Annotated in this window: 20 protein-coding genes and 1 tRNA gene; 8 read left to right on the plus strand and 13 right to left on the minus strand. The window is 41.5% G+C overall.

What is annotated here, in order from left to right:
• The 9 genes from ABJH64_RS04585 to ABJH64_RS04625 all read right to left on the minus strand — a co-directional run bounded on the left by ABJH64_RS04585 (position 1) and on the right by ABJH64_RS04625 (position 9879).
• Entirely contained in the window at positions 1 to 1464 is a 1464-nt protein-coding gene (locus ABJH64_RS04585) for a UDP-N-acetylmuramoyl-L-alanyl-D-glutamate--2,6-diaminopimelate ligase (protein ID WP_348277300.1), read from the minus strand.
• Entirely contained in the window at positions 1465 to 3573 is a 2109-nt protein-coding gene (locus ABJH64_RS04590) for a penicillin-binding protein (RefSeq protein ID WP_348277301.1), read from the minus strand.
• Positions 3570 to 3950, minus strand: coding sequence for an FtsL-like putative cell division protein (locus ABJH64_RS04595; protein ID WP_348277302.1), 381 nt, complete (start codon positions 3948 to 3950; stop codon positions 3570 to 3572). The genes ABJH64_RS04590 and ABJH64_RS04595 overlap by 4 nt, the downstream gene beginning before the upstream one ends.
• Positions 3947 to 4858: a 16S rRNA (cytosine(1402)-N(4))-methyltransferase RsmH gene (gene rsmH, locus ABJH64_RS04600; protein WP_348277303.1), complete on the minus strand. Its 912-nt coding sequence runs from the start codon at positions 4856 to 4858 to the stop codon at positions 3947 to 3949. Before rsmH ends, ABJH64_RS04595 begins: the two co-directional genes overlap by 4 nt.
• 4 nt (positions 4859 to 4862) lie before the next feature.
• Positions 4863 to 5297 carry a division/cell wall cluster transcriptional repressor MraZ gene (mraZ, locus tag ABJH64_RS04605; protein WP_348277304.1) on the minus strand — a complete coding sequence of 145 codons (435 nt, stop codon included), beginning with the start codon at positions 5295 to 5297 and terminating at the stop codon, positions 4863 to 4865.
• A gap of 435 nt (positions 5298 to 5732) precedes the next feature.
• The gene (locus ABJH64_RS04610) at positions 5733 to 5924 is read right to left on the minus strand and encodes a CsbD family protein (RefSeq protein ID WP_348277305.1); all 192 of its coding nucleotides are present in this window, start codon (positions 5922 to 5924) and stop codon (positions 5733 to 5735) included.
• Between the two features lie 223 nt (positions 5925 to 6147).
• Positions 6148 to 7374, minus strand: coding sequence for a TCR/Tet family MFS transporter (locus ABJH64_RS04615; RefSeq protein ID WP_348299148.1), 1227 nt, complete (start codon positions 7372 to 7374; stop codon positions 6148 to 6150).
• 145 nt (positions 7375 to 7519) lie between these two features.
• A complete protein-coding gene (locus ABJH64_RS04620) occupies positions 7520 to 9508 on the minus strand; it encodes a M56 family metallopeptidase (protein ID WP_348274096.1) in 1989 nt (662 codons plus the stop codon).
• The gene (locus tag ABJH64_RS04625) at positions 9508 to 9879 is read right to left on the minus strand and encodes a BlaI/MecI/CopY family transcriptional regulator (protein WP_348274095.1); all 372 of its coding nucleotides are present in this window, start codon (positions 9877 to 9879) and stop codon (positions 9508 to 9510) included. Before ABJH64_RS04625 ends, ABJH64_RS04620 begins: the two co-directional genes overlap by 1 nt.
• Before the next feature lie 264 nt (positions 9880 to 10143).
• Between ABJH64_RS04625 and ABJH64_RS04630 the strand changes: the two genes are divergently transcribed.
• From ABJH64_RS04630 to ABJH64_RS04645, 4 genes are all read left to right on the plus strand, one after another.
• The gene (locus ABJH64_RS04630; RefSeq protein ID WP_348274094.1) at positions 10144 to 11256 is read left to right on the plus strand and encodes an alkene reductase; all 1113 of its coding nucleotides are present in this window, start codon (positions 10144 to 10146) and stop codon (positions 11254 to 11256) included.
• A gap of 90 nt (positions 11257 to 11346) precedes the next feature.
• Positions 11347 to 12066 carry an NRDE family protein gene (locus tag ABJH64_RS04635; protein ID WP_348274093.1) on the plus strand — a complete coding sequence of 240 codons (720 nt, stop codon included), beginning with the start codon at positions 11347 to 11349 and terminating at the stop codon, positions 12064 to 12066.
• 6 nt (positions 12067 to 12072) lie between these two features.
• Positions 12073 to 13044, plus strand: coding sequence for a YpdA family putative bacillithiol disulfide reductase (locus ABJH64_RS04640; RefSeq protein ID WP_348274092.1), 972 nt, complete (start codon positions 12073 to 12075; stop codon positions 13042 to 13044).
• 731 nt (positions 13045 to 13775) lie between these two features.
• Entirely contained in the window at positions 13776 to 14933 is a 1158-nt protein-coding gene (locus tag ABJH64_RS04645) for a 6-bladed beta-propeller (RefSeq protein WP_348274091.1), read from the plus strand.
• Positions 14934 to 15614: 681 nt separating this feature from the next.
• On the opposite strand, the gene ABJH64_RS04650 is transcribed toward ABJH64_RS04645, so the two are convergent.
• The 4 genes from ABJH64_RS04650 to ABJH64_RS04665 all read right to left on the minus strand — a co-directional run bounded on the left by ABJH64_RS04650 (position 15615) and on the right by ABJH64_RS04665 (position 20625).
• Complete coding sequence (locus tag ABJH64_RS04650; protein WP_348334626.1) at positions 15615 to 17546, minus strand: OmpA family protein; 1932 nt, start codon at positions 17544 to 17546, stop codon at positions 15615 to 15617.
• A gap of 149 nt (positions 17547 to 17695) precedes the next feature.
• Positions 17696 to 18184 (minus strand): hypothetical protein, encoded by a 489-nt coding sequence (locus ABJH64_RS04655; protein ID WP_348277266.1) that lies wholly within the window; start codon positions 18182 to 18184, stop codon positions 17696 to 17698.
• 236 nt (positions 18185 to 18420) lie between these two features.
• The gene (locus ABJH64_RS04660; RefSeq protein WP_348277265.1) at positions 18421 to 19212 is read right to left on the minus strand and encodes a (Fe-S)-binding protein; all 792 of its coding nucleotides are present in this window, start codon (positions 19210 to 19212) and stop codon (positions 18421 to 18423) included.
• 78 nt (positions 19213 to 19290) lie between these two features.
• Complete coding sequence (locus tag ABJH64_RS04665; protein WP_348277264.1) at positions 19291 to 20625, minus strand: 4Fe-4S dicluster domain-containing protein; 1335 nt, start codon at positions 20623 to 20625, stop codon at positions 19291 to 19293.
• A gap of 102 nt (positions 20626 to 20727) precedes the next feature.
• Between ABJH64_RS04665 and ABJH64_RS04670 the strand changes: the two genes are divergently transcribed.
• The 4 genes from ABJH64_RS04670 (at position 20728) to ABJH64_RS04685 (ending at position 22771) form a co-directional block, all read left to right on the plus strand.
• A tRNA-Phe gene (locus ABJH64_RS04670) sits at positions 20728 to 20800 on the plus strand.
• 404 nt (positions 20801 to 21204) lie between these two features.
• Positions 21205 to 21696, plus strand: coding sequence for an RNA polymerase sigma factor (locus tag ABJH64_RS04675; RefSeq protein WP_348277263.1), 492 nt, complete (start codon positions 21205 to 21207; stop codon positions 21694 to 21696).
• Positions 21697 to 21784: 88 nt separating this feature from the next.
• A complete protein-coding gene (locus ABJH64_RS04680) occupies positions 21785 to 22213 on the plus strand; it encodes a hypothetical protein (RefSeq protein ID WP_348277262.1) in 429 nt (142 codons plus the stop codon).
• Positions 22214 to 22216: 3 nt separating this feature from the next.
• Positions 22217 to 22771, plus strand: coding sequence for a DUF4252 domain-containing protein (locus ABJH64_RS04685; protein ID WP_348299685.1), 555 nt, complete (start codon positions 22217 to 22219; stop codon positions 22769 to 22771).
• Positions 22772 to 22775: the final 4 nt, after the last annotated feature.

The following is a 22775-nucleotide window of genomic DNA, read 5'->3' on the forward strand; positions in this document are numbered from 1 at the left end:
TCAGTTCTGTGTCAATTGTTGTAAAAATTCAGTTACTACTTCAGCATCGTCAAAGTGGTGTTTCACTCCCTTGATTTCCTGATAATCCTCATGGCCTTTGCCGGCAATGAGGATGATATCTCCTTTTTGGGAAAGCATACAAGCTGTCTTAATTGCCTCTCTGCGATCCACGATGGATAATGTTTTTCTGATTTCAGACGGACCTACGCCTGCCTGCATATCTTTTAGTATTTCTTCCGGAACTTCGAAACGTGGATTGTCGGAGGTCAGAATAGCTTTGTCACTTTCCTGAACAGCAATTTTAGCCATGATAGGACGCTTGGTTTTGTCACGATTTCCGCCGCAACCCACAACAGTAATTAGTTGCTCGCCACCTGTTCTTGCTCCGTTGATTGTCTTGAGGACATTTTCTAGCGCATCCGGAGTATGTGCATAATCCACGATTGCGGTAATTCCCGCAATGGAAATTCTATCAAATCGCCCCTTGGCTCCACGAATTCCCGACAGCTCACGAAGAACTTCATCCTCTTCCTCATCTAATAATACCGTGACTCCCAGTACTGCCAGAAGATTGTAGGCATTGAATGCCCCGATCATTCTAAACCAGATCAACTTACCGTTGATATCCAACTCCAATCCTTCGAGGGTATTTGAGATGATTTTGGCTTTGAATTCAGCTGGGGATTTTAGCGCAAAATATTGGTGGGAAGCTTTGCAATTCTGAAGCATCACTGCACCTCTCTTATCGTCACCATTTACCAGTGCAAATGCGTCTTTTGGAAGCTCATCAAACAGCTTTTTCTTCGCCTTGATGTACTCGTCGAATGTGCCATGATAATCCAAATGATCATGACTAATATTTGTAAAAACTGCTCCAGCTAGCTTCAAACCTGCAATTCTTTCCTGCACGATCGCATGCGAACTCGCTTCCATGAAGCAGTGCGTACATCCTTCCTCCACCATTTTGCGAAGTAATGCCTGTACACTCACTGCGTCTGGCGTAGTATGAGTAGCATGAATTACCGTCTCGTTAATCTTATTTTCTACCGTGGAAAGCAAACCCGTGCTATAGCCCATTCGCATAAATAGCTGATGCAGAAGCGTAGCAGTAGTCGTTTTACCATTTGTACCGGTAATCGCCACTACTTTGATATTTTCCGAAGGATTGTCAAAATAGTTGCTCGCCATAATTCCTAATGCACGAGCAGAATTCACCACTTCCACGTAGGTAATCCCTTCTGCTAGTTTCTCTGGCAATTGCTCGCAAACGATGCTCTGAGCGCCAAGTGCTATAGCTTTCTCTATGAATTCATGACCGTCAACCTGCGTTCCTTTGATCGCTACGAAAGCACTTCCTTCAGTCACTTGACGACTGTCGAAGACAATATCCTTCACACCCAATTCCATGTCTCCGGTAGTCGAGGTAAGTGATACTTTATATAATATGTCTTTCAGTATTTTCATTTATCCTAAAACCAGGTTGATGGTTGCATTTGGTGTTAATTCTGATCCAGCGGAAATCGACTGCGCTTTCACTCGACCTTTTCCAGTGTAGTTGACCTTCATCCCTTTATTTTCCAGGATAAAAAGCGCATCCCGAAGCGGAAGTCCTGAGACATCCGGGACAAGGGATTTGTCGGTGTCATTGACGCTCATCTGCACGCTTGCATCCTGAGCTACGGTCTTCACCCATTCCTCAGGATTGGCTGGAGATGCTTTCAATCCGAATTCTTCAAATATTTCTTGAAGCTCTTCTGCCTTGCCTGCTCTTACATAGGGATATTGGGAGCCTTCTAGCTCAGCTCTCACTATCTGCTGTTGATTACCAGGATTTAGCTCTATGTCAAGCGCATAGATTTTGTCCGCGATCTCTTTGAAAACCGGCGCTGAGACATCACCTCCGTAGGCGGCGAATCCCTTTGGACTATCGATCACGACAACCATTGAATATTTAGGATTGTCCGCAGGGAAATAGCCTGCGAAACTGGTGTAGTAAATTCTAGAATACTGCCCGTTGATCAGTTTCTGCGCGGTACCTGTTTTACCTGCAATTTTGTAATCCGCATTGGCGATGTTTTTGGCGGTACCATTTTCCACTACCCCTTCTAAAAGTCCTTGAAGGAGTTTTATGGTTTTTTCGGAGGCGATCTGCTTTCTGATCACTTCGGGCTGATATTGCTCCTCGATGATGGTTCCTTTGGAAATGGACTGCACGATATAAGGCTTCATCATTTTGCCACCGTTCGCTACGGCATTATACAATGCAAGCGTATGCAGTGGATTCAGCTTTACTTCATAGCCGATTGAAATCCACGGAAGAGAAACGCCTGACCAGCCTTTTTCTCCTGGCTTGTTAAAATATGGTCTGCCCTCGCCTATTAGCTGAAAGCCAAAAGGCTCACGAAGTCCTACTTTATCTACATAAGCCATGAATTTGGATGGGCTAGCGCCAAAATGTTCATCTACCAATTTAGAGACCGCCACATTGGAAGATTTTTCGAAAGACTCACGAATAGTCAAGGTGCCGTATCCGCCGTTTTTGGCATCGCGCATCGTACGATTATAGAATTTGTGAGCGCCATTCCCGGTTTCTATGGTTTCTTCCAGCGTGATTTTATTTTCTTCCAAAAGCGCCAGCATGGAAAGTAACTTGAAGGTCGAGCCCGGCTCTGTATTTCCCTGATCTCCTATGGCGTAATTGTAATTCTCGCCGTAGCCATTTCCGCTACTATTTCTCTGCAAATTGGTAATCGCCTTGATCGCGCCTGTTTTCACTTCCATCACAATCACAGAACCGAATTCTGCATCACGATCGGTCAACTGACGTCGCAAAGCAGTTTCTGCCACATCCTGAATATTCACGTCCAGCGTAGTGGTGACATCGAAGCCATTCTCTGGCTTCACATCTTCCGCATCAAAAACAGGCTTCCAACTTCCTCCAGCTAAGCGCTGAAAAAGTGCCTTACCATCTTGACCTTGGAGGTAGTTATTGAAACTATATTCGATTCCAGCACCATAGTCGTCTTCATTCAAAAAGCCAACGGTACGGCTGGCAAGGGAATTAAACGGTCTGTATCTTTTCTCAACCTTCTCGAAGATCACTCCCCCTCCCAGTCTTCCGTTTCTGAAAATCGGCCAGTTGGACATCTCCTGCATCCCTTGGTAGCCGATTTGCTGCCTGTTCAAAACCAAGTATCGTTTGTTATCAAGCCTCGCATCGTTGATCATTCTCTTATAGGAGGCCGCAGACTTATCCTTGAAGTAAGCAGAAAGTTTGTTTGCCAACGAATCGATCCCCGCTTTGTAGGTATCGGACTTGGCGATGGTTGGATCAAGTGCTACTCTATAGAAGGGTAAACTAGTCGCTAGCAAACTCCCATCTGCTGCGTAGATATTACCTCGAGTAGCTGGTACTTCACGGTACTGGAAGTTGATAGTTTCGGCTTTTTCACGCCATATGTCTCCATCCGCCATTTGCAACTTGGCGACTTTGTACGGGATAGCAGCTGAGCACAGCGCTATGAGGATGAAAACCACCCGTACTCGGATCAATATGGATCGCTTGAAATTCACTTTTCTACCTCGATTTTTATAGGTGGCTGATTGAGTTCATAAATTCCTTGCGCAGCTACTCGCTTCGCAACTTCTGACTGCATACTACTCAGCATGTATTCTGCTTCCAACGTCGTGACATCAGCTCGTAGATCTTCCACTTCTTGCTGAGCTTTTTCTATCTGGCGCACCATATTTTCTGCGCGGTGGTTGCTCCAGATGTAGATTAGTGCCAATAAAGCCACAAATCCAACCGGTGGAACCAATTGGACAGGCACTCCCTCACCCAAAATCCCAGTGACATCCAGCTTCTCTTCGATCCAGCTGAAAATGGATTTGCGAGGACCACCTTTCGGTTTATTGCCTGACTTTAGCTTCTTTTTAAATGTATTGCTCATCCCCCTGTCTTCTTCGCTATTCTTAATTTTGCACTTCTTGCTCTTGGATTAGATGCGATTTCTTCTGCATCTGCGATCACAGCTCCTCTGCTGATCGGCTCTAATGGACGAATAAGATTCCCGTAAAAATCCTTCTCCACCTCGCCTTGAAATCTCCCTTTGATCATCAGGTTTTTCACTAGTCGATCCTCCAGGCTATGGTAGCTCATCACTACCAAGCGACCTTCCGGCTTCAGCACTTCTACCGCTTGTAGCAGCATATCTTCCAAAGCACCCATCTCATCGTTAACCTCAATTCTCAACGCCTGAAAGACCTGAGCGTAGTACTTGAAATCTTTGCCTTTCGGCGCATATCTTTTCAAAAAAGCAGTAAATCCTTCGGTAGTCTCAAATGGTTGAGCAGCTCGTTCGGAGACGATAGCTTGAGCCAAAGTCTTCGCATTTTTCACCTCACCATACATCCCCAGGATCTTATGAAGCTGAGCTTCATTGTATGTATTGAGCACTTCTTTGGCAGAAATATCTGCCGACTGATTCATTCGCATATCCAGACTTCCGCTGAACCGTGTCGAAAAACCCCTGCTCGGCTCATCGATCTGATGGGAAGAGATCCCCAAATCAGCCAAGACTCCATCTACTTTCTTCACGCCGTGTAGTCTCAGGTATTTTTTCAAATCCCGAAAATTGGCAGCAACGAAAGTGAAATTGTCACTAGCCGGAATATTTGCCTCAGCATCCACATCCTGATCGAAGCCGTATAGATGGCCCTTGTCCAGCTGCTTCAGAATCTCCCGAGAATGTCCACCTCCACCGAAAGTCACGTCCACATAGATCCCATTGGGATCAATAGACAAGCCTTCAGTGCATTGGGCTAGCATCACTGGGATATGGTAAACTGACTCTGTCATGAGGTTATATGAGATGCTTTTCCATCAGACCAGAAAGGTCTGCCGGATCGACTATGATATTCTTACTATAGTTTTCCTGATTCCAGAATTCTATTCTTCCTCCGTTTCCCACGACGATCACGTCTTTCTCCAGACCCGCATAAGCCTGATAGACTTTCGGGATCAAAAGACGACCTGAGCTATCCAACTCTACATCTACTACAGAATTGAAAAAGGAGCGCTGCAGTAAGCGTTGCTCAGGATTATGGATGGAAAGGGCCTTGATTTTATTCTCAAGTTTCTTGTATTCCACCATCGGATAAAGAGCCAAACATCTATCTTCAGCCATTCGAAGCATAAGCGTACCTCCATTAGCCTCCGGAATTGCCGCCTTAATTTTGGCCGGCAATACCAGACGCCCTTTGGGATCTAGCTTGCAATCGTATTGACTGTTGAACATAATTTTCTGAACTCTTTAGAATGTTGAGTATGTAGTAAAGACAAAAGTAACAAAATGCTCTCCACTTTCTACCACTTTACTCCACAAATTCCCACTTTGACTTAAAAGTAGGGAAATCTTTATTCCATCCCAATAATTCATCGAAAAAATCAAGGTTTTTTTTAAGGGTATTCTGTTGATTAGAAAGATGTTAGGGATTCCCCAAAATGGGGCAAAACCAGTCGTATGGGCGGGTTTTTGAAGATCTTAAAAAATAGAACCGAGGTATAGTGCTGATCTTTAAATGAAAAGTGGGGGAAATTCCCACAGGTTAGATTCATTCGATCTATAAAGTGTGAGAAATTTCCCCATAACATTATTTCAAGCTGGATAAATTACTCCATAAAAAAAGCGTTCTCGAGTTGAGAACGCTTTCAAAATTAGAATTTCTATTGCTTACAGGTTATCAATAAAAGACTTTACATCTTCTTTTGTTTTACCTGTTTTCTTCTGGATTTTACCCAGAAGCTCATCTTCTTTGCCCTCTACATACATCAAATCATCGTCGGTCAAATCTCCGTATTGTTGCTTCAATTTGCCTTTGATTTCGTTCCAATTTCCTTTGATCTTATCTCCAAATGCGCTCATAATTTTTGAAATTTACTAGTGAATTTTTTTTAATTATAAGCTACTATCCATACCTTATGCCAGCCCTGACAGGACATAAAAACTCGCTTTACAAGATCGGAAAGGCTAGTTTTTGGAAAAAGAAATACGCTTGATAGAGAAGAAACACGGCATTTTGGGGAATATAATTCAGGTTCTGAAAATTATAGTCTGTGAATCTGGCTTCTTTAATAGAATGGTTATTTCACACCGTTTTTACCAAGCGAGTGGAAAGCACTTTATAAGCAAAGTATAAACTTAAGATCATCAATACCGAAGCTAAATAAAACGAGGCTCCTGGTAAGTAAATCGGCGCTTCACTAGAGGTGAAATAGGAGAACAAACTGTTCATCATCACTGGCCCCACGATGGCAGTTAAGCTTACCAGGCTCGTTAAAGCACCCTGAAGCTCTCCTTGCTCACTATCAGTAACTTGACTTGAAATAATCCCCTGAAGAGCGGGACCAGAGATTCCTCCCAAGCAATAAGGAATCAGAAAAATAAAAAGCATCCATCCTGCTGACGCTATCCCGAAACAAAATAAACCTACCGCTTGTAATGCTATACCCACATAGACTGAATTTGCCTGTCCAAACTTGGGAATCACCACACGAATTAATCCTCCTTGAACTATTGCGACCAGCAAGCCAACTACTCCTAAGGAGTAACCAACCATAGCTTCATCCCACCCAAATTTAAACATGGTGAAATACGACCAATTACTCTGTACTGCGTGACCAGCGAGGTAGATCAACACCATGGAAACGACCAATCCTGAGACGACAGGATATTTTTTCAAGTGGAGCAATGAACCGATGGGATTCGCTCTTTTCCATTCAAAAGCTCTTCTTTTTTCCCTATCCAAAGACTCGGGAAGGACAAAAAAGCCATACAACACATTAAGAAGCGAAAGTGCTGCTGCCACCAAAAAAGGAGCTCTAGGCCCAAACTCCGCACCAGCCAATCCACCGATCACTGGACCTATAATAAACCCCAAACCAAAAGCTGCCCCGATCAATCCGAAGTTTTGAGACCGCTTCTCTGGCGTACTGATATCGGCAATGTATGCGGTGGCGGTAGTAAAACTTGCACCAAACATTCCTGCAACCAATCTTCCTACAAACAGCCAAAATAAAGTCGGCGCAAACGCATGAAAAATATAATCAATACCTAATCCAAACAAGGAAAACAGCAAGACAGGCCTCCTACCAAAGCGATCTGATAGCCCGCCCATGATTGGTGAAAAAAGAAACTGCATCGCTGCAAAGGAAAATATCAACCAACCGCCATAGCGTGACGCTGCACTGAGTCCTTCACCTGTGAGTTGCTCTATGAGGCTGGGCACTACTGGAATAATTACTCCCAACCCGATCACATCCACCAAAATCGTGATGAATATAAAAAGCAAGGCACGACTGGATTTGGCTTTCATATTGGATTTTTAAAGCCCGCTATATTAGGGACTTTTAGAAAGATCTTCCCAATTAGGCACAAAAAAAACTCGCCAGAATCAGGCGAGTTCTACTATAAATTTCTAATCGAGCTATCTATTCAGTTAGCTTCGAAAAAGGGCGAGGCTATTTGTTATCGTCCTTAGCCTTCAATGCTTCCTGAAATCTCTTCTGGAATTCCTCGATTTTATGAGCATTTTCCTTTTGCCAGATTTCCATCTTGCGCTGGTATTCTTCCATCTTAGGCTGCATTTGATCTTCCCATTCCTTGATCTTCATCTCGTATTCCTTCATTTTTGGTTCATTCGCTTTTTGCCAAGCTTCCATCCTAGCCTCGAACTCCTTCATTTTAGGCCCATTTGTTTTTTCCCACTCAGCCATTCGTTTTTCAAACTCCTTCAATTTAGGTTCATAGGCTTGCTCCCATTCTTTCATTTTCTTCTCAAACTCTTCCATCTTTGGTTCGTAAGCCTTTTGCCATTTCTCCAATTCTTTCTCGTATGCCTCCAAATTCGGCTTCATTTTGGCCTCCCAACTATCCATTTTTTTGGAATAGTCTTCAGTTCGCAGCTCCAATTCTTTTAGCCATTTCTCTTTTTCAGCCTTGCTTTTATTGATGGTGTCTTTCGGGGAAAACGAATCTGTCCACACATCATAAGCAGGCGGGTTAATCATAAAATCCATGGCTGGCATAGTTCCCATGTCGAAGTCCATCGCTGGCATAGTTCCCATGTCAAAGTCCATTACTGGAGCAAGTGCAAAATCCATTACTGGAAAAGGATCTGGTATGAAGTCCGCTATCGGCATCATCTCATCAGCAGGAAATACAGGCATTGGCGGAAGATCCATCGTTGGAATATCCGCTAGCATCAGCGTATCTCCATTAGTGATGTATGTGTAGGTCGTCCTATTAGCAGATTTCACGATGATGGTGTCACCTTTGGTGATGATAGTATCTCCCTTTATATACATTCGAGAGGTAAGGGCAGCTTGCGAATCACTTCCTACTGGAATATCAACTAGCTGAATCACATCACTGGTTTCATTCAGCGTTTTCGCTTTTTCTTCAGTGACAGGTACGTCTTGTTGCGCAGTGGCCATCAGGCCGGCACTTAATAAGAGAGTTAGTAACATAGGTATAGAAATAATAGGGTTTTGTGGATAAGTTTGGGCGGGGTGGCCCAGAATTCTTTTGATACGTTGTAGGGTAGGATTTCTTTTTTTGGTGGCTGCGAGTGCAACTTCCGGGGGATTTTGCTTCGCAAAATTCAAGACTTCTGCCAGACTGTAAGCCAGTTCCATAGGCGCAATCCCAACCTTCACCGCCAGGTCATCGGCAGCATTTTCTCTCAATTCTTTCACCGTTTGATTCATCCACCAGTAGCAAGGATGATAGAAGAAAAGCACCTCTAGCGCTGATTGAAGCAGGTTTGCGAGATAATCGTTACGCTTTACGTGTGCCAGTTCATGGGCAATGATTGCCTCTAGCTGAACTGGAGTAAGGTGAAGAATAAGTCCTGCGGGAATGAGGATAATAGGTTTGAGAAAGCCGAACGTGATAGGAGAAACCCCAAAAGAAGTAAGTCGAATCTCCACCTTATTGGAGACATTCATTTTCCCCATCAGCCGATAGAGCATTTTTTCCAACTCAAAATCCTGAGGGTCTGAAGAGGATTTCCTGAGTGTTCTGACTTCTGAAAGGCTATTGACCAAGCGAAAAAGGAATAGCATCGCCCCAAAAAACCAGACATTCACCAAGAGAGGAAGTTGCAGCTCAATCCATTGGATTGACATAGCAATGAAATTCTCTAGGCTAAAGGATGGAGTTGATAGGGTAAATTCCTGCGCCGGAGCTACGTATGCAAGTCGCTCTATTAATGGTGTAGGAGTAAAATTGGAAACCTCATAAATAAAAGTGCCCAGTGTCGCCAGCAGGGATATTCCCAAAGTAGCCAAGCTCAGGTTGTACTTGAAAGCAGTGCTGTTTTTCCTAAATATTTTTAAAAATACCCAAAGGCCCGCACTTAGTATAACCAATTGCCAAAGCGAGTGTACAAGTGTCCAGCCCATCGCATACAGTAAGCTTTCCGAAATCCAGTCGTTCAGAATATTCATTAGTTCTTGTTTTCAAGTTGGTCTAAAAATGCACGAATTTCATCCAATTCCTCCTTTGATGGGTTTTCTTCACCCAATGCCTGGAGTACCAATTTCTGCGCAGAACCACCAAAAGCAGTCGTAACCAAATTTTTCAGTAGGGACTTTTGCGTCTCCTTCTGATTGGTAGATGGACTGTAGATATGCGTGCGCTGAGTTTCATCTCTAGTTACTATTTGTTTTGCATGCATATTCTGCATGGTCTTCAGCGTGGTCGTGTAGCCAGTATCCTTGGTTTCGGCCAGGCGCTCATGAACCTGACGGACACTTGCCTGCTTCATTTCCCACAATAGGGAAAGTATTTCTAATTCTGATTCGGTTGGTTTATTCATGGAGTTATATACGATATCTTTCGTACCAAATATATACGAAGAAAATCGTAGCAACAAATAATCTACGATAAAAATCGTATTAAAAAGTGTTAACTAGCTTCATTTCAATGACTTGTCCAATAGAAAAAAGACAGATTACGCAACGAATTAATTGCTATTTATGCTAGCCCATTAATCTTACAAGACAATACCGAAGCAATGGAACAAAAGCGGAACGGTATTAGTTGTATAGACATTGAATTTTGAAAATAAACCAACTACACTATGAATAACGATCAGCCATTGCTTCAACCCATCACCTTATCCAGTGGATTGGAATTGAAAAACAGAGTTTGGATGGCGCCTATGACTAGAAGTCGCGCGAACAATCCTGAAAACAAGCCATTTGAGATCCATGAAAAATATTACAGCCAGCGTGCTTCCTCAGGCTTGATCATCACCGAAGGTTCGCAAATTTCTAAGCAGGCAGTAGGGTATATAAATACACCAGGAATTCACTCCAAAGCTCAGGTAGAAGGATGGAAAGGGGTCACCAAGGCGGTTCATGAAAAAGGCGGAAAGATAGTTATCCAGCTTTGGCATGTGGGAAGGATCTCTCACCCAGACTTCCATAATGGTGATCTACCGGTAGCTCCTTCAGCCATCAATCCACACGCCAAATCATTCACTCCTAAGGGATTCAAAGATACCGTCACACCAAAAGAGATGTCGATTGAAGAGATCAAGCAGACTGTACTTGACTTCAAAAATGCCGCAAAAAATGCTATGGAGGCAGGCTTTGACGGGGTAGAGATCCACTCTTCCAACGGATATCTTCTCCATCAGTTTTTCAGCCGAACCAGCAATGTCCGCATGGATGAGTATGGAGGAAGTATTGAAAACCGTGCTAGAATTTTATTTGAAATCATTGATGCGATCAAGGAAGTAATGCCTGAAAATAAAATTGGATTGAGGCTGAACCCATCCCTGAATGGGATATTTGGAATGGAAGCAGATGAGGAGACCATACCAACCTTTGATTACATTGTGAACAAACTCAATGCGTACGACTTGGCTTACCTTCACCTTTCTGAGCCATTTAATGATGTGAGCGATATCCCCTACTTAGTCAATGAAATAGCGAAGCATTACCGTCCTATGTATAAGGGAACCTTGGTAATAAATGCAGGATTTGATCGGGAAAAAGGAAACAAATTCATTCTGGAAGGTTTGGCAGATGCGGTAGCTTATGGCACCTTATACATTGCCAACCCTGACTTAGTAGAGCGATTCGAGCAAGGTGCCGAACTAGCCCAAGCAGACCAAGAGACGTTTTACACTCCTGGAGAAAATGGATACACAGACTATCCAGCACTTGAACAATCAAAAGTTGATTAATTACCCTAAGGCCGGAAATCCCGGCCTTTTCTTTATTTTTAGCATATGTGTCTTGTAGCCTTTTCTTGGAAAACTCACCCAGATTACCCTTTGATCATCTCAGCAAACCGTGACGAATTCTTTGAGCGACCGAGCCAGGCTATGCATCTTTGGAGGAAAGGTTTTTATGCTGGAAAAGATTTGAGAAGTGGCGGAACTTGGATGGGTTTTCACCCGAACGGACGTTGGGCTTTGCTGACCAATTATCGAGATTTTGACAATCCTCGATCAGCTCAAATTAGCCGTGGAAAACTAGTCCAAAATTGGCTGGAGGGCACTTTTTCACCTAAGGAATATCTACAAGAAATCCAGAAGTCACAACATCTATATGATGGCTTCAATTTGCTAGTCAGCGATGGAAAAGTACTATTTTACCTGAGCAACTTTTCCTCAGAAATTCTAGAACTTAAGCCAGGGATTTACGGTCTGAGTAATGCCTTGCTAGATACTTCTTGGCCGAAAGTTGAGCTCGCAAAACACCAACTTACTGAATTAATCAAGTCTAGATTCACTGCGTCTGATCTTCTTACCATTTTGAAATCGAGAGAAACTTATCCGGAAGATCAGCTTCCCAAAACGGGCGTTCCACTGGATATGGAAATTTCCCTTTCGGCTCAATTGATTCGTATGCAGGGAAAATATGGCACAGTGTCAGCAGCAGCTGTAGTGCAGCATAGCTCTGGACTGATGCAGATTAAGGAGCGAAGTTATCACTGGAAGCCTAAGCACTATTTCGATTTGGATGTTCAATTTCAAATCGACCAAACCTAAGAGCAAATGACTAAGAAAATATATGATTTACTGATCGTTGGAGGCGGACCAATAGGCTTAGCCTGTGGTGTAGAGGCAGGAAAAGCAGGATTGGATTATGTGATCGTGGAAAAGGGAGCCCTCACTAATTCCATCTACAACTATCCGATTAACATGACTTTTTTCTCCACCTCAGAAAAGCTAGAGATGGCAAACATTCCTTTCATGTCTATAGGAAACAAGCCCACAAGGACAGAAGCATTAGAATATTACCGCAGGATTTTCTCTCACTTTGAACTCAATGTCAAGCTTTACGAAGCTGTGCAGACCTTAGAGAAAAAAGAGGAGCTATTTCTCATCAAAACTTCGAAAAGTGAGTACCAAGCAAAGAATATCGTCATGGCAACGGGTTTCTATGACTTGCCAAATTTGATGAATATTCCTGGCGAAGACTTACCAAAAGTGCAGCACTACTACAAAGAGCCTTGGCCATTTATCAACCAAAAGATTGTGGTAGTTGGCGGAGCAAACTCTGCCGTGGACGCTGCCTTGGAATGCTGGAGAAAAGGTGCCGAGGTAAGTATGGTTTTGCTAGAAGATGAAGTGGATGAAGCAGTAAAATACTGGGTTCGTCCAGACATCGTCAACCGGATCAAAGAGGGTTCTATCAAAGCTTTCACCAAGTCAAGGCCTAAAGAAATCCGCGAACATGAAGTTGTAATCACCACTCCTGACGGAGAAGTGACTATAGAAAACGACTTTGTACTAGCTATGACAGGCTACAAGCCAAATTTTGGATTACTGAAACAATTGGGCGTAAAGCTAAGTGAAGACGAGAAATGCCAGCCAGAATACGATGAGGATAGCCACGAAACTAACGTGCCTGGAGTTTACTTAGCAGGAGTAGTTTGTGGGGGCCTAAATACCCGGGAATTCTTTATCGAAAATAGTGTAGTTCATGCGGGGATGATTGTGGGGGATATTGTGGGGAAAAGGTAGTAAAAATTGTAAGTGGTAAGTGGTAAAACCCTGTTACTTAAATGTGTTTCAAAGCATATTTGATTAGCGATTCACATGAATCTTAAAAAGTCTAAAATGCATGACGACCACTTTTATGCTTTTTTTTAAGATCCAATTTGGAATGTTAAATATTTTTTTTAAACTCAAACAGTTCTTTTTAGTTCGTAACATTAGAACACATACTCTATGATATTAAAATTACCTTAAACTTAAATAATATAAAAAAATCATTAGTTTTTATCTGTTTTACTGTAATTAGTTGCTTGTCATTTAGTACCGATGTCTCAGCACTAGCTGAAGGTTATTATGAGCACAGGGAAAGATGCCCGTTAAAAGATGTTGTAATGAGGTGTAGACCTGCAGAAAAAGCTGAATGCGATCCTTCACAACAAGAAGATTGTCGAGAAATTTGGACTTAAAGTTAATTAATGTCTAGATTAGGCCTTCTAAATGTTGAAGATCATCACTCCACGTTAGAGTTGACATTGTTATAAACATTCGCAGACTATGATTCATACTATATTCGCTGATTAGCTCAAAAATTATGAGGACCATAAATGAATAAATAAGTGTCAATTTTAACACTTATTATTTTTTTAATTCCAAAATTTTTTTTAATATCAGTCATTTAATATGACAAGAATTAAAAAGAATATAATCTTACAAATTAAATCTAAGTATATATTTTAACCTATTTTTGATCCCTATTAATGCGTACCGTATTTAACTATCTCCAATTTATAATTGTATTTTTTTTACTCTATTCATGTGAAAACAAAAATCAAACCATTGCTGTTGATGTTAATTTAGATTTGGACATTGTTAAAGAAGGAAAATTTTCAGATATATTCGACTCAATTCAATATGTATTACTCAATGATACAGAATCTCAACCATTAGTTCAGCCGTACAAAATAAAATTTTTAGACTCCCTTATATTTGTTGAAGATCAAGAACTTGATAATTTGTTCATTTTTAATGAACATGGTAATTTGAAAAATGTAATTTTTTCAAAAGGAGTAGGACCAGAAGAATTTTATCAGCTTCAAGATTTTCAACTATCCAATGGTATTATTACAATCATGGATATAGTTAGTGGAAAGTTGATTAATTTTAATTACAATGGTAATTTCATTTCAGAAAGAAGACTTTTAAAAACTTCTTCTAATTTCGTCCAAGATTCAACATTTGACCTGTTTTTTTTTAATAACAGACCTCCTGATTCATCTTATAATTTTTTGTATTCTGATGGATCTGTAAATAGATACAATATGCCTATAAATTCTAATTATGATGGAATTTCATTAACGCATCTAAATGGGTTTATGTATGAAAGTAGAAATAATGATTATTACATAGATATACCTTTTTCTTATCAAGTAGCTAAATTTTCAGGGATTGGAAATTTAGTAAAAGTAATTGAATTTAATTTTGGAAAATATTCCATTACTGACGATGAAAGGTTGGAGATGATCATTAACAGAAATTTATATAATCTTCCTTCAAATAAAATTGGCATGTTAGACTCATTTTATCCTATTGGTAGCATATTTTCGGTCTGTTTTTCCAACTCAAATGATAGCTTTATCTATTTATTAGATGATAAACTTAATAAATTATATTCTGGGAAAAATTTAGAAAATGATATAGATGGTCTCAATATTTTTAAAATGTTGCCATGGACTTATTATAGTGATGGTATTGTTTTTAAATTTCCAGCTTACGTAATATTAAACCTTATTTCTAAAAATTCTTTTAAAAATTCAGACAAGTCCAATTTGGAATCATTTTATGAAGAGAATAAAGAGGCCTTACAGGAAGATTTATCAGTATTAGTTAAAATCAAATTAAAGAACAAGTTTTTATAATGTATTGTGATTTTTTGAATTTACTTTTATTCCTTATTAATAACATTTAGAATCATAAAATAGCTCTTTTTTTCGCTTAACAGCCCTATTTTGTTTGTGAAACATAAATTCCTTGTAATGGCTGTTATTTCCTTGCTCATAACAATGTGGGTTTATTGCTGTGCTAAATCCTACTTGGCACTACCACGAATTTAATGGCATTGATAACTGATTAACTGATGAAGATGGTTTCCAGAGACTAGCATCCGGATGGGTGAGCCGTTCGGGATTTTCGGTTTTGTACTGAATTGAACATCGTAAAGAAAATGACATAGCTCCCGAGAGTACAAGCCGTTAATGAATCTTTTAGTGGAAGATTTTAGACTTGGGACTGCCTGAAGAGCAGACTAGATTCAGTCATTTTTAGGTGTGAAATGCAGTAAAAATTCCGCTGTTTACTCAGCATAAAGTAGCAGTACTCCTCACAGCGAATAGAAAAGACCATTGTTCAGGGCTTTTTGGCCGCCAAAAAGTGACAAAGAAAAACCTATAGAAAATGGGTTATAAATGTTAAGTCTCCGAAAGAAAAAATGAAGCAATGATAATTATATCCTACACTCTCTGATAGAAACATTAGTTTAAAACCCAACATGCTTTTCCATAAAGTTCAGGGTAAAACCATTTTTTCAAAGGTTTAATCTGCTACTGCCTTATCTCAATAACCTTGAACTCAGTTCTTCTATTCGTCTGATGTTCTTCCTCGGTTTGAGCATTTTTCACGATCAATTGACTTTCTCCATAGCCTTTGGCCACTAGTCTATCACTAGCAATGCCCTGAGATACCATGTAATCCACAGCCGATTGCGCTCTTCTCTGAGACAGGTCCTGATTGTATGAATCTGAAGATCTATCATCTGTATGTGAACTCAACTCGATTCTGATCGCTGGATTGTCTTTCAAGATCTGTACGAGTTTATTCAATTCTACAGCTGCGTCAGGTCTGATGTCTGCTTTATCCAGATCGTAATAAATATTTTCCAATACGATAGAACGATCCAACACCAGCTGATCCAACACGATAGTAGTATCTAAGGTAATATTGGTCACATCCTGAACTAGTGAAGCAATATCAGGAGTTTTTCCCGTAGTAGTGTAAGGAATAGATTTAGAGAAATAACCGCTCTTCGAGGCGATGATCGTAAAGTCCGAATCAGGAGTCAAGGTGAATCTCACACGGCCATTCGTATTAGAGAAATCTCCACCAGCTTGCTTATTTAGACTATCATATAAAACTACTCTAGTTTGTTCCAAAACAGCATCTTCCGCACCGGCCACTCGCTGCTTAGTATATACATTCAACAAAACGTTGATGATTTTCGGCTTAGGCGTTTTGTCTTCGAAAAAGTAAATATCATCGTCACCAACTCCGCCATCGCGATTGGATGAGATGAACCCAGCCTTAGGGTATTCGGTGAAGAAAAGGGAAAAATCATCATTCGTACTATTGAAATTTTCTCCCAGGTTTTTGATCACTTGAGCCCCTGAGGCATCATTTTCCGCTACAAATAGGTCTAATTTACCATAGCCTGGATGTCCGTCGGAGCTAAAAAAAAACTTGCCATCCCTCATTGGCCGAGGGAAAAGCTCGTTGCCGGGTGTATTAATAGTAGGACCTAGGTTTTTGGGATTTCCGAAATCACCGTTTGCCAACTTTGTTGCTTTGTACAAATCAATTCCTCCATATCCGCCGGGTCTATTCGAAGCAAAATATAACTCCTCTCCATCTTCCGAAAAAGCTGGAGTAGAATTCCACCAAAACTCGTCTTCATTTACGGGCATCCAAATCGGCTGGGTAAAACCTCCACCTCGGAAATAAGAAGCAAAAAGTGCTGTTTCAGGCAGATCTTTATCCGAAGTAGAATTACCACGCGCATAAATGATAGTGTTCCCATCCGGACTAATCGCAATGGCTGCCTGATTTAGGCCTTCTTCATTCCTGAATTCTGGAAGAGGTTGGGCTCCTGTCACATCCACTTTCAATCCATCTGCTCTTGCTCTAAACAATTTGGTATAAGGTGAACCATCAGCTGGATAAAGCCCACTTGCTTGGCGACCTGTAGTGAAATAAATAAAATCCTCACTTATCACTGGCGCATAATCTGGCCCGGAAGTATTCAACTCTTTATAATTAACTAGCTCATGATACGGCCAGTAATCTTCTATTCCCTCAGATAATTTTATAGCCTCTAGCTGGCGCTGAGTCTCTGCCAGAAAGGTTTCGTCCTGTGTATAACCTTTGGCTTTTTCAAAAGCTTCCTTAGCTTCTTCATCTTTATCCTGAGCCTTCAAGCTCAACCCAAGTCTATAAAAGCTTTCGAAAGTAGGGTCTTCCTCGGTCAATTTTTGGTAATATGGGGCGGCATCTTCTATTCGATTGGACAGCCTATAACTCTCCGCTATAACCTGATTGGCCTCCTTGTTTTCAGGATCGTCTGCCAAGATCTGAGAAAAAGAATTGATGGCATATTGATACTGACCAGAGAGAAACTGGTCATTTCCTTTTTCCTGAAGACTTTTGCAAGAGCTCACCCCAACTAGGAGTAAAAGACAAATCCAAAAAAAATGGTTTTTCATGTGTTTAATTTTGGTTTTATACGGCCACATAGCTCGTCCTAATTTTCATCGGGAGAATCTCACCTGGTTAACCTCTCAGTTTGTGACGCTTCAATCATGCTCGATTTAATCTGAATGGTGATTGATGATCTATTCTGAATATTACTAAATTAATTTGGAAAGTATCGGTTCAGCCAACTATTCCCTGCCAAAATCCATACCCTTTCCAGGTCTTTTTTGTTTAGGATCTGCGGATTAATCACCAGAGTTTGAGCATCTATATCTCCAGAAGTGACTTTTGATTTGATTCCCAGGGCTGAAGCTACATTGATTTCACCCGATTTGGATTTGAAAGTCACCTTCCCCTGATCGGTTAGGTTGTTTTTCAGTTCATCTTCTAGCTGGCGCAAAGTCCTGACAGAGCTATCAATGGAGCATCCACTTGCTCCCAACCCAGACTCATCCACTGCCAAAACTAAAATCTGATCATCCAAAATCTGAAATGAAGTAGGCATTCTATTTCCATGAGTATTCCACCCTTCGCAGAATGTGGTAAGTCTTTCCGCTATTAACTCCTTTTCTCTTGTAGAAAATTGACGCGCTGCCTGGTACACCCAAACCCGTGAATCTTCCGATATATCTTCAAATGGAACGTACATATAGTTGCTTTTACCTTGGCAAAGAAAAACCCTTTCTACCTAACGGCAAAAAGGGTGAAATTGATTCAATGAAAAACTTACATGGTTATCCGCAACAACGTCAAAGACCAAGGTTTCTTTGATTTACTGGGTTGCAGACGGAAGACCGGAGACCGAAGCGGCCTCAATCGGTGCATCAACCAGATTTTTACATGCTTTTGACTACTTACTGGCAGAAAAACAGCTAATCAAGTAAGCTAGATTCCCATGTCTTTGGCGATCATCTCAGCCAAGTCATAGACTTTCACATCAGCTTCCCGCTCTTTGTTTTTCACCCCATCGGTCATCATCGTCAGGCAGAATGGACAACCAACCGCAATTGCACTGGCTCCCGTAGCCAACGCCTCTTCCGTTCGTTCTATGTTAATTTCCTTCTTTCCTGGTTCCGCTTCTTTGAACATTTGAGCACCTCCAGCTCCACAGCAAAGCCCTTTGGTTTTGCAGCGCTTCATTTCCACGAGTTCCACATCAAGGGCTTTTATTACCTCTCTAGGAGCCTCATATACATTATTTGCCCTGCCTAAGTAGCAGGAATCATGGAAGGTGATTTTCTTTCCTTTGAACTCACCTCCACCTTTTAGCGCTACTTTCCCCTCATTGATCAGTTGCTGGAGGAATTGAGAGTGATGGATCACTTCGTAATTACCCCCCAAAGCCGGGTATTCGTTTTTGATGGTATTGAAGCAATGAGGACAGGCGGTGACTACTTTTTTGATGTCATAGCCATTCATCACTTGGATATTTGCTACGGCTTGCATCTGGAAAAGGAACTCATTTCCAGCACGTCTGGCTGGATCTCCGGTACAGGCTTCTTCCGGACCAAGAACGGCAAAGCTCACTCCGACTTTATTTAAGATTTTGACAAAAGCTTCAGTTACGGCCTTGTATCGATCGTCAAAAGATCCTGCGCAGCCTACCCAAAATAGCACTTCTGGACTTTCTCCTTTGCCGGCCATTTCGGCCATTGTTGGTACTTTATATGTGGACATAATTTGGATTTACGATTGTTGATTGAAGATTTACGATTGATCAAACATCAGTCACCCGACACCTGACATCCATCTTCATTATTTCATTTCTTCTTCTTTAACCTTCTCCGCCCAGTTAAATCTATCTTGAGGGCTAAACTTCCATGGTGCAAAGCTGGTTTCCATGTTTTGGAACATTGCATTCCACTGTGGCGGAGTTCCTGATTCTTCCATGGCCACGTAGCGACGCATATCTAGTATGATAGCCAGCGGATCTATATTCACAGGACAAGCTTCCACGCAGGCATTGCAACTGGTACAGGCATTCAATTCCTCTTTCGTGATGTAATCTCCTAGCAGCGACTTTCCATCTTCTAATCCCTTTCCTCCAGCATCTAAGCTTTTCCCAACTTCCTCTGCACGATCCCGCACATCCATCATGATTTTACGAGGAGATAGCTTTTTCCCCGTCAAATTAGCCGGACACTCAGCAGTACATCGACCACATTCTGTGCAGGAATAGGCATTCATTACATTGATCCAGCTCAGGTCATTGATGTCCTTGGCTCCGAATCTGGCTATTTCTGCAGGTGCTTCGGTCGAAGTTTCAGCAGGAATTCCCAGCATCATATTGACCTCATTAGTTACCGCAGGCATATTTTCCATTTCCCCTTTAGGCTTCAGGTTGGAATACCAGGTATTTGGGAAGGCTAGGAAAATATGAAGATGCTTTGAATAGGTCACATAGATGGCAAAAGCTAAAATTCCTACGATGTGAAACCACCAAGCTGCTCTCTCCACGAAAATCAAAAATTCCGTACTCATATTTTCGAAGATCGGATGAAGCAACCCACTGAAAAATAAATTGCCAACCACCAAGTAATGATCAACTCCTCTGGCAGCCAGAATTTGATCCGCTGCGTTCATTTTCAATATCGCCATCATCAAAACGATCTCGATAACAAGAATCAGATTACCATCCATAGCCGGCCATCCCTTCATCTCAGGCTTGGTAAATCGAGGCACTTTGACCACATTTCTCCGAATCAAAAAGATGATACATGAAACCAAAACAGTGAAGGCGAGAAACTCAAATAGATTCATCGCAGCGGTATAGACGCCTCCCAAGAATGGGGCAAATAGTCGGTGCGTACCCAAAATTCCGTCTAGCACAAACTCTAAAACCTCCAAGTTGATCACCAAAAAGCCCACGTAAACGAACAAATGAAGAAAAGCAGGGATAAATCGCTTGAACATTTTCTGCTGACCAAAGGCAACCAGCAACATTGTTTTCCATCGCTTCTCAGGTTGGTCGTTTCTAATTTTGGCTTTGCCCAAAAAGATGTTGCGGCGAAGAAATTTAACTCGCTTGATCAAAAAGAAGCTTGCTGCCCCTAAAATGATCAAAAATATAAGTTGAGGTAAAAGGCTCATAGTTACTTTATTAGCGTGTTTTCTGGGTTTATCTGTTTATTTTTTTCTAAAATGACTTGCTTCAACAACTGAAATATTTACCTTTGCATCACTTTACAACAAGGTGATATAGCTCAGTTGGTAGAGCATCGGACTGAAAATCCGTGAGTCGGTGGTTCGAGTCCACTTATCACCACAAGCCCTGAAGCAATTCAGGGCTTTTTTTATGGGTTCACTTTTTACCGAAGAGGGCAAAAAGTTTTTCACAGCGGGCACAGCTCGATAGGTATGCGAAAGATTCGATGCATGCACTCCCTTACTAATTCCTCTTTCAATTACCCTTTTCATCATTTAATCAACTTTCTGATTCTAATTTACAGAATCATTTTTTCTATAATAGGTAAGCAAATTAAGAAATAGTAGGCATGCATACTATTTACAAGTGTTATTTAGAAGCATTTTAGTCTAACAGGCCTTCATAGCCAACTACAACTAGTGTGGAACAACTTGAGCTCTCCAAAGTTGGAGCCTGTTGAAAAAACTTCTCATTTTTTTCTCACTAACTGTAACATTACATTTCGTCATGCATTACCGTACTGAATGAAGTCATTTTTTGAAGCACATATCTGGCCGCTAAGAGGCAGGCTCTACCGGCTGGGGTATCTCTGGGTGAGGGATCGGTCTCTCGCAGAGGACATGCTTCAGAATGTCTTTGAGAAATCTTTCGAACGGGAAGAAGAACTTCAAAAGCATCCGAATCTTATGGGCTGGCTGGTGGCAAGTTTGAAAAATGAGGCCTTGATGCATTTTCGCCAGACCAAAAAACTGGACTCACTGGAGGGATTGGAGGAATTGAAATTAGAAGAATCAACTTCCGAAGACACCAAGGACTCCGTGCGTCAGGTGATGAACCGTGTGAAAGAGCTGCCTTTGCGACAGCAGGAGATTTTTCACCTGAGAGAAGTGGAAGGCTTGAGCTACGAAGAAATAGCCGAGCACTTAACTATAAGTTTGGAACAAGTAAAAGTGAACCTTCACCGAGCCAGAAAAAGTATTCGCGAGCGGATGCTCAACCAAAAATCAACCAAATGAAATCGTGCATGACTAAAAAGTCAAAAATCAAGTTGACTAAAGCCTATGCGATGATTCCATGCGACTATACAAAGCAATCATTTAACACATGAACCAGCGAATAGATGAATTACTCGATAAGTACTGGGATGCCGAGAGCAACCTTGCAGAGGAGCAGGAACTGAAAAAGCTACTTCAGTCAGTGGCAGGTTACGAGGAAGAGAAAGCTATGTTCTTAGGATTTAATGAGCTCTCTAACGAAGAACCAAGAGTCAAAATGCCTACTAAAGTTGTCCCGCTCAAATCCAGAAATTGGATGAGTTGGGCTGCATCTGTGGCGATTCTGCTAGGGTCGATTTACGGCTGGAGCGTTTATGAGCAAAAGCAAGCAGAGGAACAGGCATACCTTGAAGTGATGCAGGCTTTTGCCTTGATCCAAACTAACCTCGCAAGGGGGCAAGCAGAAATGAACGTAATGAGTGATTTGAAATATTTGAACACCCCCAACCAGTTATTTGGAAACCCATTAACAAAATAAGCCATGAAGAAATTTCTAATGATACCCTTTTTGCTAATTGCCCTTATCGTTCAGGCACAGGCTCAGGATGATGCTATTCAGCGTTTTTTCTCCAAATACATGGACGACGATCGTTTTTCCAGAGTCTATATCAGCCCAAAGATGATGCAGATGGCAGGAGGGTTTTTGAAAAGTAATGCCGGATCAGATCAAGACTCCGAGGATTTGGGAGCTTTAATTCAAAAGGTAAAAGGCATTCGAATTCTTTCCTCCGACGAAGTCAATGGAATGACTTTCTACAAAGAAGCCATGGGTACGCTTACCAAAAACAAGTATGAAGACCTGATGATCGTCGAAGACAAGGGAAGTAGCCTGAAGTTTATGGTGCGTGAAGAAGGGGGGTTGGTCAAAGAACTCATGATGATCTCTGGAGAAGAAGGTGATTTCACACTCCTCTCGATGCTAGGAAGCTTTACGTACGAAGATCTGAATCTCCTAGCCGAAAAGACCGACATCCCAGGAATGGACTTGTACGGTAAAGGGTCGAAAGGGCCAAAAGGACCCAAGGGGGTGAAATAAGTAT

The organism is Algoriphagus sp. (assembly GCF_039969895.1).
In the GTDB taxonomy this organism is placed as follows: domain Bacteria; phylum Bacteroidota; class Bacteroidia; order Cytophagales; family Cyclobacteriaceae; genus Algoriphagus.

Excerpts from the sequence above, each read along its gene's own strand:
- ABJH64_RS04585 (WP_348277300.1), bottom strand. The coding sequence starts at position 1,464 with ATGAAAATACTGAAAGACATATTATATAAAGTATCACTTACCTCGACT.
- ABJH64_RS04595 (WP_348277302.1), bottom strand. The coding sequence starts at position 3,950 with ATGAGCAATACATTTAAAAAGAAGCTAAAGTCAGGCAATAAACCGAAA.
- rsmH (WP_348277303.1), bottom strand. The coding sequence starts at position 4,858 with ATGACAGAGTCAGTTTACCATATCCCAGTGATGCTAGCCCAATGCACT.
- mraZ (WP_348277304.1), bottom strand. The coding sequence starts at position 5,297 with ATGTTCAACAGTCAATACGATTGCAAGCTAGATCCCAAAGGGCGTCTG.
- ABJH64_RS04610 (WP_348277305.1), bottom strand. The coding sequence starts at position 5,924 with ATGAGCGCATTTGGAGATAAGATCAAAGGAAATTGGAACGAAATCAAA.
- ABJH64_RS04615 (WP_348299148.1), bottom strand. The coding sequence starts at position 7,374 with ATGAAAGCCAAATCCAGTCGTGCCTTGCTTTTTATATTCATCACGATT.
- ABJH64_RS04620 (WP_348274096.1), bottom strand. The coding sequence starts at position 9,508 with ATGAATATTCTGAACGACTGGATTTCGGAAAGCTTACTGTATGCGATG.
- ABJH64_RS04625 (WP_348274095.1), bottom strand. The coding sequence starts at position 9,879 with ATGAATAAACCAACCGAATCAGAATTAGAAATACTTTCCCTATTGTGG.
- ABJH64_RS04630 (WP_348274094.1), top strand. The coding sequence starts at position 10,144 with ATGAATAACGATCAGCCATTGCTTCAACCCATCACCTTATCCAGTGGA.
- ABJH64_RS04640 (WP_348274092.1), top strand. The coding sequence starts at position 12,073 with ATGACTAAGAAAATATATGATTTACTGATCGTTGGAGGCGGACCAATA.
- ABJH64_RS04645 (WP_348274091.1), top strand. The coding sequence starts at position 13,776 with ATGCGTACCGTATTTAACTATCTCCAATTTATAATTGTATTTTTTTTA.
- ABJH64_RS04650 (WP_348334626.1), bottom strand. The coding sequence starts at position 17,546 with ATGAAAAACCATTTTTTTTGGATTTGTCTTTTACTCCTAGTTGGGGTG.
- ABJH64_RS04655 (WP_348277266.1), bottom strand. The coding sequence starts at position 18,184 with ATGTACGTTCCATTTGAAGATATATCGGAAGATTCACGGGTTTGGGTG.
- ABJH64_RS04660 (WP_348277265.1), bottom strand. The coding sequence starts at position 19,212 with ATGTCCACATATAAAGTACCAACAATGGCCGAAATGGCCGGCAAAGGA.
- ABJH64_RS04665 (WP_348277264.1), bottom strand. The coding sequence starts at position 20,625 with ATGAGCCTTTTACCTCAACTTATATTTTTGATCATTTTAGGGGCAGCA.
- ABJH64_RS04675 (WP_348277263.1), top strand. The coding sequence starts at position 21,205 with ATGAAGTCATTTTTTGAAGCACATATCTGGCCGCTAAGAGGCAGGCTC.
- ABJH64_RS04680 (WP_348277262.1), top strand. The coding sequence starts at position 21,785 with ATGAACCAGCGAATAGATGAATTACTCGATAAGTACTGGGATGCCGAG.
- ABJH64_RS04685 (WP_348299685.1), top strand. The coding sequence starts at position 22,217 with ATGAAGAAATTTCTAATGATACCCTTTTTGCTAATTGCCCTTATCGTT.